The organism is Paludibacter sp., from assembly GCF_009712605.1.
Taxonomy (GTDB): domain Bacteria; phylum Bacteroidota; class Bacteroidia; order Bacteroidales; family Paludibacteraceae; genus Microbacter.
In genome coordinates this window covers 101,172-115,031 of record NZ_WASO01000009.1, presented here as the reverse complement: position 1 = coordinate 115,031, position 13,860 = coordinate 101,172, and the positions used below count along the sequence as shown (strand labels likewise).

The 13,860-nt window shown below is 43.4% G+C and carries 22 protein-coding genes; 15 read left to right on the top strand and 7 right to left on the bottom strand.

Features of this window, described 5'->3' with window-relative positions; genetic code table 11:
• Window position 1: 1 nt before the first annotated feature.
• The 15 genes from F8N35_RS07655 (at window position 2) to F8N35_RS07585 (ending at window position 7,832) form a co-directional block, all read left to right on the top strand.
• Window positions 2-1,993, top strand: a complete 1,992-nt coding sequence (locus tag F8N35_RS07655) for a transposase family protein (protein ID WP_293050927.1) — start codon at window positions 2-4, stop codon at window positions 1,991-1,993.
• A gap of 22 nt (window positions 1,994-2,015) precedes the next feature.
• On the top strand, window positions 2,016-2,936 hold the full coding sequence (locus F8N35_RS07650; protein ID WP_293050924.1) for an ATP-binding protein: 921 nt from the start codon (window positions 2,016-2,018) through the stop codon (window positions 2,934-2,936).
• Window positions 2,933-3,397 (top strand): hypothetical protein, encoded by a 465-nt coding sequence (locus F8N35_RS07645; RefSeq protein WP_293050921.1) that lies wholly within the window; start codon window positions 2,933-2,935, stop codon window positions 3,395-3,397. The genes F8N35_RS07650 and F8N35_RS07645 overlap by 4 nt, the downstream gene beginning before the upstream one ends.
• A 23-nt stretch (window positions 3,398-3,420) precedes the next feature.
• The gene (locus F8N35_RS07640) at window positions 3,421-3,639 is read left to right on the top strand and encodes a hypothetical protein (protein WP_293050918.1); all 219 of its coding nucleotides are present in this window, start codon (window positions 3,421-3,423) and stop codon (window positions 3,637-3,639) included.
• An 18-nt stretch (window positions 3,640-3,657) separates the two neighbouring features.
• The gene (locus tag F8N35_RS07635) at window positions 3,658-4,317 is read left to right on the top strand and encodes a DUF3164 family protein (protein WP_293050915.1); all 660 of its coding nucleotides are present in this window, start codon (window positions 3,658-3,660) and stop codon (window positions 4,315-4,317) included.
• Window positions 4,314-4,517, top strand: a complete 204-nt coding sequence (locus F8N35_RS07630; protein ID WP_293050912.1) for a hypothetical protein — start codon at window positions 4,314-4,316, stop codon at window positions 4,515-4,517. The genes F8N35_RS07635 and F8N35_RS07630 overlap by 4 nt, the downstream gene beginning before the upstream one ends.
• Window positions 4,518-4,563: 46 nt before the next feature.
• Window positions 4,564-4,824, top strand: coding sequence for a hypothetical protein (locus F8N35_RS07625; protein WP_293050909.1), 261 nt, complete (start codon window positions 4,564-4,566; stop codon window positions 4,822-4,824).
• 198 nt (window positions 4,825-5,022) lie between these two features.
• On the top strand, window positions 5,023-5,229 hold the full coding sequence (locus F8N35_RS07620; protein ID WP_293050906.1) for a hypothetical protein: 207 nt from the start codon (window positions 5,023-5,025) through the stop codon (window positions 5,227-5,229).
• Entirely contained in the window at window positions 5,207-5,524 is a 318-nt protein-coding gene (locus F8N35_RS07615) for a hypothetical protein (protein WP_293050904.1), read from the top strand. Before F8N35_RS07620 ends, F8N35_RS07615 begins: the two co-directional genes overlap by 23 nt.
• Window positions 5,508-5,792, top strand: coding sequence for a hypothetical protein (locus F8N35_RS07610; protein WP_293050902.1), 285 nt, complete (start codon window positions 5,508-5,510; stop codon window positions 5,790-5,792). Before F8N35_RS07615 ends, F8N35_RS07610 begins: the two co-directional genes overlap by 17 nt.
• Before the next feature lie 3 nt (window positions 5,793-5,795).
• Entirely contained in the window at window positions 5,796-6,086 is a 291-nt protein-coding gene (locus F8N35_RS07605; protein WP_293050900.1) for a hypothetical protein, read from the top strand.
• Window positions 6,073-6,447, top strand: a complete 375-nt coding sequence (locus tag F8N35_RS07600; RefSeq protein ID WP_293050898.1) for a hypothetical protein — start codon at window positions 6,073-6,075, stop codon at window positions 6,445-6,447. The genes F8N35_RS07605 and F8N35_RS07600 overlap by 14 nt, the downstream gene beginning before the upstream one ends.
• Before the next feature lie 11 nt (window positions 6,448-6,458).
• Window positions 6,459-6,653 carry a hypothetical protein gene (locus tag F8N35_RS07595; RefSeq protein ID WP_293050896.1) on the top strand — a complete coding sequence of 65 codons (195 nt, stop codon included), beginning with the start codon at window positions 6,459-6,461 and terminating at the stop codon, window positions 6,651-6,653.
• Window positions 6,654-6,674: 21 nt separating this feature from the next.
• On the top strand, window positions 6,675-7,295 hold the full coding sequence (locus tag F8N35_RS07590; RefSeq protein WP_293050893.1) for an ATPase domain-containing protein: 621 nt from the start codon (window positions 6,675-6,677) through the stop codon (window positions 7,293-7,295).
• A gap of 60 nt (window positions 7,296-7,355) precedes the next feature.
• Window positions 7,356-7,832, top strand: coding sequence for a hypothetical protein (locus F8N35_RS07585; protein ID WP_293050890.1), 477 nt, complete (start codon window positions 7,356-7,358; stop codon window positions 7,830-7,832).
• Between the two features lie 38 nt (window positions 7,833-7,870).
• Here F8N35_RS07585 and F8N35_RS07580 read toward each other — a convergent pair whose 3' ends face one another.
• The 7 genes from F8N35_RS07580 to F8N35_RS07550 all read right to left on the bottom strand — a co-directional run bounded on the left by F8N35_RS07580 (window position 7,871) and on the right by F8N35_RS07550 (window position 13,859).
• Complete coding sequence (locus tag F8N35_RS07580) at window positions 7,871-8,698, bottom strand: DNA adenine methylase (protein WP_293050887.1); 828 nt, start codon at window positions 8,696-8,698, stop codon at window positions 7,871-7,873.
• A gap of 171 nt (window positions 8,699-8,869) precedes the next feature.
• Window positions 8,870-9,196, bottom strand: coding sequence for a hypothetical protein (locus F8N35_RS07575; RefSeq protein ID WP_293050885.1), 327 nt, complete (start codon window positions 9,194-9,196; stop codon window positions 8,870-8,872).
• A 1-nt stretch (window position 9,197) separates the two neighbouring features.
• Window positions 9,198-10,838, bottom strand: coding sequence for a hypothetical protein (locus tag F8N35_RS07570; RefSeq protein WP_293050883.1), 1,641 nt, complete (start codon window positions 10,836-10,838; stop codon window positions 9,198-9,200).
• Between the two features lie 9 nt (window positions 10,839-10,847).
• Window positions 10,848-11,630: a hypothetical protein gene (locus F8N35_RS07565; RefSeq protein ID WP_293050881.1), complete on the bottom strand. Its 783-nt coding sequence runs from the start codon at window positions 11,628-11,630 to the stop codon at window positions 10,848-10,850.
• Between the two features lie 2 nt (window positions 11,631-11,632).
• Window positions 11,633-12,496, bottom strand: a complete 864-nt coding sequence (locus F8N35_RS07560) for a hypothetical protein (RefSeq protein ID WP_293050879.1) — start codon at window positions 12,494-12,496, stop codon at window positions 11,633-11,635.
• Window positions 12,496-12,987 (bottom strand): hypothetical protein, encoded by a 492-nt coding sequence (locus tag F8N35_RS07555; RefSeq protein ID WP_293050877.1) that lies wholly within the window; start codon window positions 12,985-12,987, stop codon window positions 12,496-12,498. The genes F8N35_RS07560 and F8N35_RS07555 overlap by 1 nt, the downstream gene beginning before the upstream one ends.
• Window positions 12,987-13,859, bottom strand: a complete 873-nt coding sequence (locus F8N35_RS07550) for a hypothetical protein (RefSeq protein ID WP_293050875.1) — start codon at window positions 13,857-13,859, stop codon at window positions 12,987-12,989. Before F8N35_RS07550 ends, F8N35_RS07555 begins: the two co-directional genes overlap by 1 nt.
• Window position 13,860 lies beyond the last annotated feature (1 nt).

Here is a 13,860-nt window from a genome sequence, read left to right as displayed (position 1 = left end):
AATGCTTACATCAGGCCACATAATTAATTACGACTCCGAATTGCTATTGTCACAGGATTATATCCTTGACATGAAGGCAACCGACTACAACTACCTGCGTGTAGCAAAGTCGAGAGCCAACAAAACGGGCGGTACATGGAAACACGAACAGCTGCTTAACCGGTGTTACTTCTACTACACTGCGCTACCAGCAAACGTCCGCAACATGCTGCCTACACGCCAAAGCCTTCAGGCGGTCGCAATCACTTACAGCAACGATGTACAGACAATCATTAATACAGCTCGCACCGAAGGCTACAAGCAGCTTCTTTCCATCTATTCGCGCAACATGGAGCTTGCAATGTCAGCCGCTGTTGTTACCGAAGCAAGTCGCTATTGCCAACAAAACGGCATATCATTCAAAAAGAGCGCGTTCTTTGAAAAGTTGGCCACAGAGATAAACCTTCAGGGCTTGAAATACCTGCCGAAAACATGGCGTAACCTCCGCGACAAAGTGCGAGAATATACCGAAGGCACAGCCATCAACGAACTGGTAAACACCAAGAACGAAGGCAACGCCAACCGTGCCACCTACAAGAATAACGACTTATTAAAAGGCTGGTTGCTCGAATTGATGGACACGCAACGCAACTACTCACACGCCTTTATTTATCGCAAAATACGGCTTCTTTGCTCACAATACAATCTGAAGGAATGCCCATCACCACGATGGGTGAGCGATGCCTGTGGAAGCAGCGAAATGAACTTCCTTGCACAACAGCGTTACGGAGCCGGAAGCCGCTTCAATAACAAATACCGTGGTTACACACCAATGCAATCGGCCATCTACGCAGGCGACTGCTGGCAGATAGACGGTACCCGTGTCAATATCATCGACCATCGAGGCACCTACACCGACCGCAATGGCAAAAAGGTTACAGGTCAAAAGTTCCTGTACATCGTTGCCGTGCGTGACGTGATGAGCGGTATGCCACTCGGTTGGGAATATTGCTACGAAGAAAATGCGCAGGCTGTTATCAACGCTCTGGCCGCCGCTGTACGCAATACAGGCTATTTGCCATACGAATTTATTTATGACCGTTTTCCCGGGCACAATACCGCCGAATGGGCATGGATTGAAGGGCAGATGCGTACCAAAGGCGTGATAATGACCGTGAGCCACGACCCGAACGCAAAGGCAAACATCGAACGTTGGTTTGGTACACTTCAGGACGTGTTTATGATGAATAGTGACCTGTACTATGGTCAGGGCGTTCGCTCCACACGCCGCTGGGCGCACCGGAGCAAAGAATACGTTACGGCCATGCGCCAGTGGGCAATTAAAAACGGATTCAATTTTGATGATGCAATTCGCGAAACAGACGGTTTCCTGGATGCTTACAGCAACACCCCATACAGCAACTACAGCCGCAAGTTTGCCAACATTGAGCAAACACCGGCACAGTTGCACGAAACAAGCGACAAGCCGAACACCTATCCTGTACAGCTACATGAGTTTTGCTACATGTTTGGCATTCGCAAAGAGGTTTCGATACGGAACTACATGATACAGACGCAAATCGACAACGCGCCTTACTACTACGGAATTGACGAGTGTGAGGTAGCCGAACGATATACCGGTGTTAAACTCACCAACTGCTTTGATTACGACGACTACAGCCGGGTGCACCTCTACGATGGTGCGCAATACGTGGGCTCATTCGATGCCATCACCCCGGCACAACGCTTCGGCCCCGATAAAGATATGCGGGCTGTTGGCAAGCTGAAAGCCATCAACGAAAAGATGGAGAGCCACAGAGCCAAACGCAAACAGGCTATTCACAACCGGAAAGAGGCAGCTATGCCGACAGAACCCGAAGAGGTAAGCCCGGAGATTGGCATACTCACAGCCGGTCGCATACCGAAGTACAACTACGAAGATGCCGAAACGGCCTTCCAAAAAGAAGAATGGGCGGCTGAGACAGAAGAAACAAACATCAGAAATCAGTATTAAATCACCTTTAAACTCAATTTAAATGCTAACACAAACACAAAAAAACGACATTCTCCGACTCATCGAGGAAGAGATTTTGCGAATGGGTTCAGCGGCACAGGTAGCAAAGAAATGCGTTATCAGCGAAACCGCACTGAGCCAGCTCCGCAAAGGCGTGTATGCCGCCAAAGGCGACGACATATATTCCACCATTGCAGTGGCTTTGGGCTACGACTTTGGCGGAGGAAAATGGAACATTGCCGAAACACACGACTTCCGTAGCGTGTACATGGTACTGGAAGATGCAAAGCGTGAGGCTCTTTTTATCGGCATCAGTCATAAAGCTGGCGGAGGCAAGACTACACCGGCTTCTGTATATCTCGAAAACAACCGGACAAAAGGAGTGTATTACCTCGCTTGTAAAGAGTGGAGCGGTCGCGAGTTCCTCGCCAAGCTGGCCATTGAAGTGGGCGCAGACATGCCAAAAGGCATTGCTCGCAAAAACGACCTATTAGAAGCTATTGCAATTGCGTTCAAAGGCAAAACAAACATACGTCCGTTACTTATTCTTGATCAGGCAAACTCATTGCGCCCGTCGGCTCTTATTGCCCTCATTCACCTGTACAACGAACTCGAAGATGTTTTAGGTTGCGTAATTCTTGGTACCGAAAACCTCGAACAGGAGATTAAACGCGGTGTTCGCTTCAACAAGGATGGATACGATGAACTCGACAGCCGTTTTGGTCGCAACTATCTGCACCTGCGCGGCTCATCTCTCGAAGATACCCGCAAAATTTGCGCCGTTAACGGCATTGAAGAGGCAGAAACACAACTGGCCATCTTCAACGAATGCAACCCGGTGCAGCACGCCCTAGAAGGCGGCAGAACCATCAAAGTGATAGAGGACATCCGGCGCATCAAACGTGTCATCAAGCGCGAACGCATCAAACTACAGGTAGCATGAAAGCGACGGTATCACATTCGGTATTCTTCGCACTGATCAATCAGTTGCCGAGGATGAACAAAGAGGATGTGGTATGGGAATACAGCGGAATGCTCACCACATCGCTCAGCGAGTTCTACAATACGAATAAGGCAGGTTACGACAAAATGATATACGACCTTAAACGGCTTGTAAATGACCAAAAAGAAGCAAAAAACCGGGCTGTAGCGATGTCAGAAGCTGAAGAAAAACGGATAAAGAAACTCAGGTCGGGCATATTGAAAAGGTTGCAAAAATACGGGGTTGATACCACAGACTGGAACAAAGTCAATGCCTTTATGAAACAGCCCAAAATAGCCGGTAAACTGCTGTACGAAATGACCATCCCCGAGATGGAAACTCTCACCAAAAAGCTTGAAAGCATCCTGAAAAAAGAGGAAGCCGTCAAAGAAGAACACAACCGATTAGCACACTGGAACTAATGGACGAAAAAAAACAATTGAAGATGCAGTTAGGACGTCGCGCAGCATACTTGCGCAGATGCGTTGAAGTGGCCGACCTTATCGACAAATACGAGGACGAAACTACCGTTCGCCGCCGTGTGTTTATAAAGCACATACAACCTGTTATTCGTGTCAGTTACACAGCCTTCAACAATATGCTTAACGAGCCCAACCCGCGCCTTCAATTGGAACAAATAGACAGTCAACTACAACAACTTTAATTACTTAACATTTTCATTATGGACATTAAAAACTTAACACCCGAAGAAAAAGCCTCCCTAAAGGCACAATTGGCCGCAGAAGAAAAAGCCGACAAAATCAAAGCACAACAGGACAAACAAGCTTACAAGGCTTTGATGAGCGATTTTGTTGAGAAGTTTTTCCCAAAGCTGACACAAATAGCATCAGACCTCACATTGGCAAAAGCAGATTTATTCGAAAGTGCGGCTGCCATTTTTGAGCTAAAAAAACAAGTGTTCAACATTTCAGCCGAAGCATGGGGAAAACAGCAAAGCCATGACATTAGCAATGCTGATTATAGCAAAACCATCACACTTGGTTTTAACTATACAGATGGATGGGATATTGATGTAACTAATGCAGGGGTTTCCCGTATCAATGATTGGCTTAGCAATAAGATAAAAGAGGGCAATCAGGAAAGCTTTGTGAATATAACAAGGGCATTGCTTAAGCCAGACAAAAATGGAGTATTAAAAGCGTCACGAATATTAGACTTGGCTAATCAAGCAAAAGAATACGGAGATCAGGAACTCATTGAAGCCGTCCAGATGATTCAAGAGGCTTATCGCCCCGAAAGATCAAGCACATATATACTGGCCAAGTATAAAGACGAGAATGGCAAAAAAATAAACCTACAACTTTCAATGAGCCAGGCATGAGTATAGAAGGATTAACACCGGAAGATAAAGCCGATATCGATGCTTTATCACATGAAGAGATGTGCCGAATGTGGCGTTTTGGAACAAGAAAATCGGAATGGAAAGATGGAACACATCCAGCTGGACAATATTTCACAGAACGCCTTTGGAATCATTTCGGAGGATTTACCCCCGAAATATCAAAATCAATAGGATGGTAACCCCGTAGAGACGCATTGCATGCGTCTCTCTAAAACAATCAACACCATGTATAAGGTAAGAGTAATCTATCAACCAGTCGACCCTACCGACGAAACAAACAAGTTTCAAAAAGGAGTTATTGAAGGGATTTATGTAGAAAAAGATCGCCAACACCCCCCTGCAATAGCAAAGATTAAAAAGCAGGTTTGGGAATACATTCAGCCACGCATATTTGACAAAAAGCGTCCTCAAATTATTGCTAACCTAATCGAGATAACAGTTAAAAAGCTACCTGAAGAATTTATAGTTTGTGAAGATAAATCCTAACCTCTGCCTCCACTAACCAAACTCTTTTTTTTGATTTTTTGAACTCATCCGGCCTACGCTGTGAAGCGGAAGCCGGAACCCGGAGCCGTCAATGTCGGATTGGACGCGGGTTCGACTCTCGCCGACTCCACAATATATTTCAGTACGTGTGCCCCTATGTTGGCATCCATTTAAACCACATTTAAACCCTATTTAAACATGAGAAAAACAAGTATTATCCTTGCAGTTATTACTGCTATTGGCGGCATCAGCCTGATGGTAGGTTGTTTCTTTTTATTCAAGCACATGCCTTGGCGCATCGATGGCGACAAATGGGCAATGTGTGTAATGTTCGAGACAATCATAGCCATTTTTACGCTATTTCTCTTTGGTAGTTTCATTTATGACTATAAAAAAGAGAATTAAGCAACCTGAAGAAACCCCTGAAGAGTTTTTTGCTGCTGTAAAAGTTCCCGAAAGCTGGAAGTTTATCTGCTGGGACAATCACCCGGACGGATATGGCAAGGTTTACGAAATCGCACCCGGGCTAAGAATGAGGTTAATACTTCTGATACCTCAAAACAGAGGGTGTATATGTGAACGTGACGACCGATCAGGACAACGAAAATATCACTGCATAGTGAGTAACAAACGCAGTGGACAACTAAACGAATTCATTCAACAATTTTTTAATAACGAAGAAGATGACAACGAAAACTAAACTAAAGAAAGTGCCCCGTTTTGTGCCAATCAAAAGCCGTGACAACAAGTTTTACGGCGTAGTATGTGTTGAGAACCCACGTACCGGAAAGGGCAAACTGCTGTACAAAACAGCCATTATCGGCAATGATAGTGAAAATGCCGACAATGAGACCATCATGCATAAAATAGCCGGTATGCTCAATGTGAAAACTACCTGCGAAGATGCTTCCATAGTATCACAGGTAAACACACAGTTGGAGGCTTTCAAACACTTACTAACTATTTAGAACATGGAACTAAATAGTACAGAGGATAGATTGCTTAAATACGAAGCAATTGACCGTGAATTAATACGGGCAAAGAAATTATATCCAACCTTCCCGACAAATGTTTTTGAACAAACATGTATCATGATGGAAGAGGCTGGAGAAGTTGTGAAAGCGGCAAACGATTTTGTTTACGAAAAAGGAGACAAAGCAGAATTGTTGATGTTACTCAAAGATGAAGTTATACAAACAGCCGCTATGTGTATGAGAATGCTTGAATCAATAGAAAAAAGCTACTGGCATGTTACAAAATAAACACTTTGTTGAGATAACCACACCTGAAAATGCAGGCCTTGACACTCAAAGTACTGTAATGCGTTTGAAATGCAACTTTTGCAAAGGAGAAGGAACCCTTAGAACTCTTATTTATCCATACCGTCAGGATGAGCAATACGACATAACAGAGTGCCCAAATTGCAAAGGTTCTGTCTGGTTGGATGCTGTGGTTACGGTAAAATTCGAGCCTGTTAAATACGAAATAAAGCAATCGGAAATAGACGAACCAGAGCAACAAAAGAAAAGCACCATTTGTCCCCATTGCGGCAAGCAACACCCTTTAGTATCTGAATTCGGATATTGCGGCAAATGCGCTCAGGAAGTTTACGGAACACACTAAATACTACACACATGACCGAAGAAACATACCAAAAAGCAACCAATCTTATGGAAGCTATTGCACGAAATAGAGAGCTGATGCGGAAAATACTGAAGTTACATCCTAATTTTGAACAAGAATCGGAAGTAAAAGAAGTATTGGAAGCATGTCACGGAATGATAACTCAAAGAATTGAGGAACTAAAGAATCAATTGCGATCTTTATAAACATCAACACACCAACACAACATGAAACCCAAATTAGTAAACATTCAAACGCTCAAAGACAAGACTTATGACGAGTTGGATTTGGGCGATTACTACAACGGCCTTCTTGGAAACATAGAGAGCAAAACAAGCATCTTTATTTACGGAACATCCGGTAGCGGAAAATCCGTATTCACAATGCAATTTGCAGATCATTTTGCCGGGAAAACTCGCAAATCTCTTTATTGTTCATACGAGGAGGCTCTTAAGAAAACAATGAGAGAAAGAGCTAAAAACTTCAATATCTCAAGTACAAAGCTATACGTTTGCGAATATGCCAATTTTGAGTGGCTTGTAGATAAGATCACAAAAAACCATTATCGAATGGTAATTATTGACAGCGTGCAGTTTGCCGAATTTACACCTGCACAGCAAAAGCAGCTTAACGAGACGTTTCGCAAAAGAAAAATAGTATGGGTATTTGTAAGTTTCGGCACAGGTTATAAAAAGCCAAAGTGCAGTGTCGACATCATGCACGCCTGCGACATTAAGATATTCTTCGATGCCGGAGTGGCCACTATCGACAGCAGGTATAAAGGCGAAACGACAAAAGTAAGGCTATTTAGTCCACAGCGAAAGACACTGCAAACTTCTATCTTCTAATCAAAAGCCTGTTGTTTTTTCAACAGGCTTTTGTACATTTGCAACTCAAACACATACAAAATGAAACGCTTATTTACCCTTCTTTTAATAGCTGCATTTGCAGCCTCCACATGGTGTCAGTCTATGCAGACAAAGCCCGTGTGGGTAGTGTTCGACAAGCAACACAAACCGGTGAAGGTTTACGCCGCATCCGAAGATTGCATTCACTTTTGCAGCCGTACAGGCTATTCCAACCAGCAGGTAAACTTATACTTTCAGGCTGATAGTTCCGAGTGGCACCCATCCAACGCCGTTGCCCTTGACGACCGGCAGAACCCGCAACCACTAAACGATGCTTCTTTAGCCAAAAAGAGCGTGTTTGTGGTGATGCAAAAGAACTTCGACACAATGGCCGATCGTGCCTATTTGAATGCCGCAGAGGCCGCCAAATACGCGCAGAACTGGAAAGAAAAGTACATCGAACTTACCTACCTGTTCCGGGATAAAAAGAGCTACGATGAAGTGTACCGGATAAAGCGGAACCGGTTGAAAAAGTAACAAAAAAGGCGAGCAGATCTGCTTGCCTTTTTTTGTACCTATACCAACTGTCTGTAAAGCATTATGTCAGTATAGCCGCTATTCGGTGTTAGCTTCGCGTACACCTCTTTAATCACCGCCTCCCGGAACGGGTTGTCAAGTCCTAAGTTCTTTTCCATCCAATCGCATAACTCTATGATCTCACTCTTATTCGACGTGAAGTAAAAATACGAATGATGCTGAACAACTTGCAATACGTCGAGATAATCCGATAGCTTCCAATAGTCCTCTTTGTTATAGGTCGACACATCCGTACTCAGATACGGAGGGTCTACGAGAAAGACAACGCCCTGCACATCCTTATACTGCCGGTACAGCTCTTTATAGTCCATCTGCACCACATCAACTCCTTGCAAATATTCCGGAGCAAGCGCATAACCGCTCTTTCGGATCACATTGTACATGGTTTGTTTTGCCAACTCTTCAAAACTTGTAGCGTAATTCATGCTGAATAACAGACTACTCGAAAGCGTGATATAGTCAACGAATCCCATCTCTTTACTTAACCGCTCGAGCACTTTAGCGCGTTGCTGATCGCTTAACTTTTTATCCGCAGGGTAATCGGCCAGCAACACCCTTAAATCGTCCAAAATGGCATTTGTGCGCGCTATATTGGCAAGCCGCTGCGTATAGTTATCAAAGTCATTATACACCACGTGTGCGCCCGGAATGGCCTGTTTAACCGTATGGGAAAGCAAACCGCTCCCGCCAAACAGATCGACAAACGTTGTTTTACTTTGAAAGCCGTTTAAAGCCTCTTTAAATGGCGTAATAAACCGCCTCTTTTGCCCCTGAAAAGGCAGGGGAGCCTGTACATAGTTCATCATATATCTAAAAAAATTAATACCTTTGCGCTTCCGACAATTTAAAATAAACAGGTGCAGACACACCGCTCAAAGGCTAACGGCCTCTGGCTTGGTGTGTCTGCACCTTTACTATATAGCGGCGTCGGAACCGCTATATGGAGCTGGGGGCTTCGTTTTACCCCCTGCTTTCAATTAAAACCTGACTTGTTGGTGTTCGTCATTAATACGACAGTTAATGATGCCGGATTTTGCCGTATTATCTGCAATTGTCACATCGATTGCAATAAGCTGATAAACATCCTTTTCTTTCAATACCGGTTTATTAGCTTCATAGGCTGCATTTGCAACAGATACATCAGAATCGGAGGCATCTGTCATACTGTTATCTCTCACAAAATCCATCACTTGAGATATTTTATCGCTATTTCCGGATTCTAATACGGCAGTCTGTTCCGGTGTAAGAGTCACTTGTTTGAGTTCTTTCCATAACTGCCCGTCATCTGTATGTAAATTCTTCATATTATGTTGTTTGAATTGAATTGTTTCCGTCTATACACAAAGTCAATTTTCCTGATCCTGTCGGTACTGTAAATGTGCCAGAAGATAGGCGGCAGAAAAATAACTTTCCGGTAATCGTACCTCCCGTAGCTCCTCCAAAACTATTTGTACCTGCAGTGCAACGATTAAATGTGCCGGAAGCTGCTCCATAAGCACCAAAACCATTATCTACCACTGTACAATTATTGAAAGTTCCGCTTGCGGTACCCCCTGCTCCAAAACTCCAAAATCCGGCATTGCAATTAGTAAAAGTTCCAGGAGCTGCTGTACCACCAAAACAATTATCTGTCCCTATGCAATCTATAAATATACCTGAGGCCGTTCCTCCATATCCACCAAAACTTCTTGTGCCTCCTATACAACGATTAAAGTTTCCAGAAGCTGTACCATAAGCTCCAAAAGAATAATTAGTAGCTCTACAATTTATAAAAGTTCCATAAGCTGTAACATGAGAACCAAAAGAACTATCTCCACCTTTACAGTTAATAAATACACCTGTTGTACCAGTTCCTTCATTGGCCCACCATCCACCAAAGGCATAAGTCTCTCCCACACAGTTTACAAAAGTGCCCGAAGCAGTTCCTCGGGAACCAAAAGAACATTCTCCTGTAGCTATACACCCTGTAAAAGTACCTGATGCACTACCTAAAGCATCAGCATCCCCTGAACCAAAAGAGTGAGATTCACTGGCACAATTTGTAAAAGTACCAGAAGCAGTACGGACTCCTGATATGTTATCATTAAATCCAAAATCACCAGTATTAGTACAATTTACAAATTTACCGGAACCTCCAAAACCGGAACCTCCAGAATTAATGCAATTGTAAAAGTTACCTGTGGATGCAGCAGGTTGATTATATCCAAAGGAACGACCATTTGCTACACAGTTTCTAAATACACCTGAAGCAATCCCATTATTACCAAATGAATAAATATCTTTCGCTATACAATTAGTAAAAGTCCCTGATGCAGTACCTTCACCACCAAAAGAACCATATCCAGTACAAGTGCAATCAATGAATATGCCAGAAGCAGTGTTTCCCCAACCGGTATCATTATAACCAGCAAAAGATCTATTTCCGGCAGTACATCTGATAAATGTTCCGGAGGCTATACCTACCCATCCACCACCAAATGAATTATTGCCGGCTGTACAATCAACAAAAGTTCCAGAAGCATTACATTGTTGGCCTCCAAATGAACTATCACCAGCAATACATTTTTCACATACAAGCAGATTAAGGTTATTCGCTATAGTAAATGCCGATGTTCCGCAATTGATTCCTTTAACAAAAACATCATTGGCAGTCACAGCAATACCGTTAATCATTACATCAGCATTGCCGGTTAGCGAAATGACATCAATGTATTGTGTGTTCAAAGTGAAAGTAGAACCAAAAGTATACGTACCAGCCCCGCAAATTATCTTAACGCGATTTGTTGCCGATAATGCCGCACCGTATGGAGTCATAGCCTTGGCAGTATTATAAGCATTTTGCAAATCGGTTGCGTTTGCAGATGCCGTTCCGTTACCGGGAACAAAAATGTAAGAAGAGCCAAACAACTCCGTAAGTCCTTTTATTTGTTCTTTTCTTAAATTCATGATGTTGTATTATAAACCTGATGGAGTTCCACCGAGAAATTTAAAAACTACTATATCTGTCATTGATAGGTTATTTGCAGGTGATGTGCCCTTAAAAACAACCTTTATTTTTGTGGTATCAGTGGTATCAATATCATAATCTAATCCGGGGAATTGTAATACTCCATTCAGATACACATTTAAAGTCTGAAATAAAATATCATCTGGCATAAATGAAGATTCAGTACAAACATTTCCATTCATACTTGCACGAACCATTTTAGGAAATGTCCCTGTATTCCAAATTGCATTCATCTTTTGCTCAGTAGTTAAGTTTTGATAATTCAAATAACTAACAAAACCGGTAGCAAATTCTCCTAACGCATCCCACGCCGTTCCATTCCACGCGAAATTCATTCCTGTGTCGGCGCAGTTATACACATCTCCTACTTCCTGATCAGCGGATGGCAAAGAAGCTTCATCGGCTACATTGCCTTTAAACTTGTAAACTGAAGCAAGCTTATTGTTCACTTCCGTTTTTGTATAAACGTCAGACGAATTAGCCTTTGCGTTAATATTAGTCTGCAATGTTTCATCGGCCTGCTGCCTTGCAGTTGCTTCTTCGGATACAAGAGATGCAGCTACTCCGACATTTTCTTTCTTGTCAAATTCATTCTGTAAACCTTCAATAGAAGAGACGGGTATTTGTTCATCTTTATGCCAATACGAGTTAATCCACGCAGCAAATTGTGAAGCTAAAGGCTTTGCGCCTTTCACAAACCATCCTATCAATGTATTTTTATCTGTTGCCATAATTATACTACTTTCATGATGAATGCTAAAACGTAATAAGGAGGACGGTTTTCATGTGCTTGATCGCCACCTGTTTTATTTGTTTTAATAGTTGCTCTATCTTCTGACCATCTGCTACTGCCTCTGTCAGCCGAATATGACCCGTCACCCTGTCCACAAACATTGTCAGCTGTATGATCATGAGAAGGCATTTCATTGATAGTAAGCGTCACACTACCTTTACCACCTGTATTACCTACTTTACCGTAATTCTCCGTTGTATCGGTCGCATTTGCGGGAATATTGGCAGAAGCGGCATCGTAGCCAACAATAAAACGCCCGGATAAATTTGGCGTTACAACACCGCTAACCGTTGAACCGTCGCAAAGTGCGAATCCCGTAGGAATATCCGAAATTGCTCCGCTCCACATTCCTATAAACCCTTTCGGCATTATAAGGTTACGCAATGCCTCCACGTCGGTTTTGTCGGCTTTGTTAGCAGCCAAATAAGCCGCAGTAGGAAAAACCACAATATCAGCCCAGTTGTACGTATCTGCGCCACCAACATTGCTGCCAAATTCAGCGATACGGGTTTTGTATGCCCCGGTATAGGTAACATCTTTTGCGGTTATGTCACTTGCCGTTTCCTTTACCCGAATAGTTGTTTGAATAGTGCCGCCGGTGAATGTGATTACCTCCCCATTCAACACCATTAAGCCGGAGGCCGCTGTTGTGCCGGTAACGGAGCAACCGGAAAGTATATAATTTCCACCGGCAGAATTGGCAAACGCGGCCGCTGTCATTATCTGAGTTTGGATAAAGTCGAGGCCAAAAGTTGATACAGGGAAATTGCTCGACGGCCATCCTGTGTATTGTGCTCTATTCATTAGAAATAAATTATCGTGTAACTTCTTGAAATCAATTTGTAATAGTTCAACAGACTGCGCATCTTAGCCTCATTGTTGACATTTTTAAGGGCAACAGGCACACGAACGATAAAACCTGTAACACCTTCCTGAATAGCACTCAAATCCCACAACAGGGTTTCATCAGAGGCCAAAAGATATTTTCGATACGGGTCATAATCTTTGTCCCACGCGAATTGCCAAACGCCCACCGCCGAGCCGTCCTCTATTGTGATCTGTCCGCCACCTGCCGGGAACGCATCGTTCAGCATCTTCCGCAAATAGCACACTTGTCCGGTTATTTTTAGCTTGTACAGGTTGCTTGTTCGGTTGGTAATAAACCTGTTATAAATGGTTATTAAACCACCAACTGACACCTGAAGCAACGCAACGATAGTGCTTTGCCGAAGCGATACCGGTAGAAGCAAAACAACCAGCTTTTTGAAGTTTACTATGTAATGTCTGCTACTCATTATACACTGATAGATTGATAGGCCGTGTAAGTAATGTTCAGATCAGCATCGGCATACACTTTGCAATAGCCGCTGTCGGGCGTTGCCTTTGCATCAACAGGAGTCCAAGTTACGCCGTCGCTCGACAGTTCCGAAAGATGCAGTTCCGGGATAACCACACCGGCGATTTCCTGTAAGGTGTCAACCAACGAGGCATTTCGGTACTCGCCGTTAAATTTCAGGTTAGAAATAAACGACTTAATAGCATCCGTAACCGGATAAGTGCCGTCGGAAAGGTTCATGCCGTTAGCGTCGAGTACCATCGGGTCATAGTATAGCGTCATGCTCAGTCTGAAATATTGTGGGTCGGAGTTAACTACCTCAATAACTACACCTGCATATTTTATTTCTTTCATGTAAGCCTCAAAGGCAGTTTGTTGAGCAGCGGTGATAGGCTGACGGTTCCCGGAAGTATCTTCACCTGCCACTTTTATGTAAACAACGCCCTTTTTTTCAACGGCAGCGGAATACTTCACAACATGCGCGGCAGTTATTTGAGCATCTGTCAACCCAGTAATATCGTAGTAGTCTTCATCCGTTACTAATGAGTAACCAAACATGAAGCCTTTTGCCATGCCTTCATGCCATGTACGCCCACCTGGCTTTAATTGAACGATAATATTGTCAATTTCTTCTTTGTGCGTGTCAAACAACACTTCAATAACATACGCACAGTAGGCGCATATGTATAGCCAGATGCTTTCAAAGCTGACCTTTGAAAATGCAGCGTCGAAAGAATCTCCTACCGTGAAACCATATACAGCCGCCAGCGTACTGTTAGCCATGAACTGCGTTGTGAGGTCTGCTTTTATTTCTTTTATTGTTCTTGCCATC

Bases quoted from the DNA above. Each gene is read 5' to 3' on its own strand.
- F8N35_RS07650 (WP_293050924.1), top strand. From the start codon at position 2,016: ATGCTAACACAAACACAAAAAAACGACATTCTCCGACTCATCGAGGAA.
- F8N35_RS07560 (WP_293050879.1), bottom strand. From the start codon at position 12,496: ATGAATAGAGCACAATACACAGGATGGCCGTCGAGCAATTTCCCTGTA.
- F8N35_RS07620 (WP_293050906.1), top strand. From the start codon at position 5,023: ATGAGAAAAACAAGTATTATCCTTGCAGTTATTACTGCTATTGGCGGC.
- F8N35_RS07605 (WP_293050900.1), top strand. From the start codon at position 5,796: ATGGAACTAAATAGTACAGAGGATAGATTGCTTAAATACGAAGCAATT.
- F8N35_RS07635 (WP_293050915.1), top strand. From the start codon at position 3,658: ATGGACATTAAAAACTTAACACCCGAAGAAAAAGCCTCCCTAAAGGCA.
- F8N35_RS07655 (WP_293050927.1), top strand. From the start codon at position 2: ATGCTTACATCAGGCCACATAATTAATTACGACTCCGAATTGCTATTG.
- F8N35_RS07645 (WP_293050921.1), top strand. From the start codon at position 2,933: ATGAAAGCGACGGTATCACATTCGGTATTCTTCGCACTGATCAATCAG.
- F8N35_RS07580 (WP_293050887.1), bottom strand. From the start codon at position 8,698: ATGATGAACTATGTACAGGCTCCCCTGCCTTTTCAGGGGCAAAAGAGG.
- F8N35_RS07565 (WP_293050881.1), bottom strand. From the start codon at position 11,630: ATGGCAACAGATAAAAATACATTGATAGGATGGTTTGTGAAAGGCGCA.
- F8N35_RS07630 (WP_293050912.1), top strand. From the start codon at position 4,314: ATGAGTATAGAAGGATTAACACCGGAAGATAAAGCCGATATCGATGCT.
- F8N35_RS07625 (WP_293050909.1), top strand. From the start codon at position 4,564: ATGTATAAGGTAAGAGTAATCTATCAACCAGTCGACCCTACCGACGAA.
- F8N35_RS07600 (WP_293050898.1), top strand. From the start codon at position 6,073: ATGTTACAAAATAAACACTTTGTTGAGATAACCACACCTGAAAATGCA.
- F8N35_RS07555 (WP_293050877.1), bottom strand. From the start codon at position 12,987: ATGAGTAGCAGACATTACATAGTAAACTTCAAAAAGCTGGTTGTTTTG.
- F8N35_RS07590 (WP_293050893.1), top strand. From the start codon at position 6,675: ATGAAACCCAAATTAGTAAACATTCAAACGCTCAAAGACAAGACTTAT.
- F8N35_RS07570 (WP_293050883.1), bottom strand. From the start codon at position 10,838: ATGAATTTAAGAAAAGAACAAATAAAAGGACTTACGGAGTTGTTTGGC.
- F8N35_RS07585 (WP_293050890.1), top strand. From the start codon at position 7,356: ATGAAACGCTTATTTACCCTTCTTTTAATAGCTGCATTTGCAGCCTCC.
- F8N35_RS07550 (WP_293050875.1), bottom strand. From the start codon at position 13,859: ATGGCAAGAACAATAAAAGAAATAAAAGCAGACCTCACAACGCAGTTC.
- F8N35_RS07610 (WP_293050902.1), top strand. From the start codon at position 5,508: ATGACAACGAAAACTAAACTAAAGAAAGTGCCCCGTTTTGTGCCAATC.
- F8N35_RS07640 (WP_293050918.1), top strand. From the start codon at position 3,421: ATGCAGTTAGGACGTCGCGCAGCATACTTGCGCAGATGCGTTGAAGTG.
- F8N35_RS07595 (WP_293050896.1), top strand. From the start codon at position 6,459: ATGACCGAAGAAACATACCAAAAAGCAACCAATCTTATGGAAGCTATT.
- F8N35_RS07615 (WP_293050904.1), top strand. From the start codon at position 5,207: ATGACTATAAAAAAGAGAATTAAGCAACCTGAAGAAACCCCTGAAGAG.
- F8N35_RS07575 (WP_293050885.1), bottom strand. From the start codon at position 9,196: ATGAAGAATTTACATACAGATGACGGGCAGTTATGGAAAGAACTCAAA.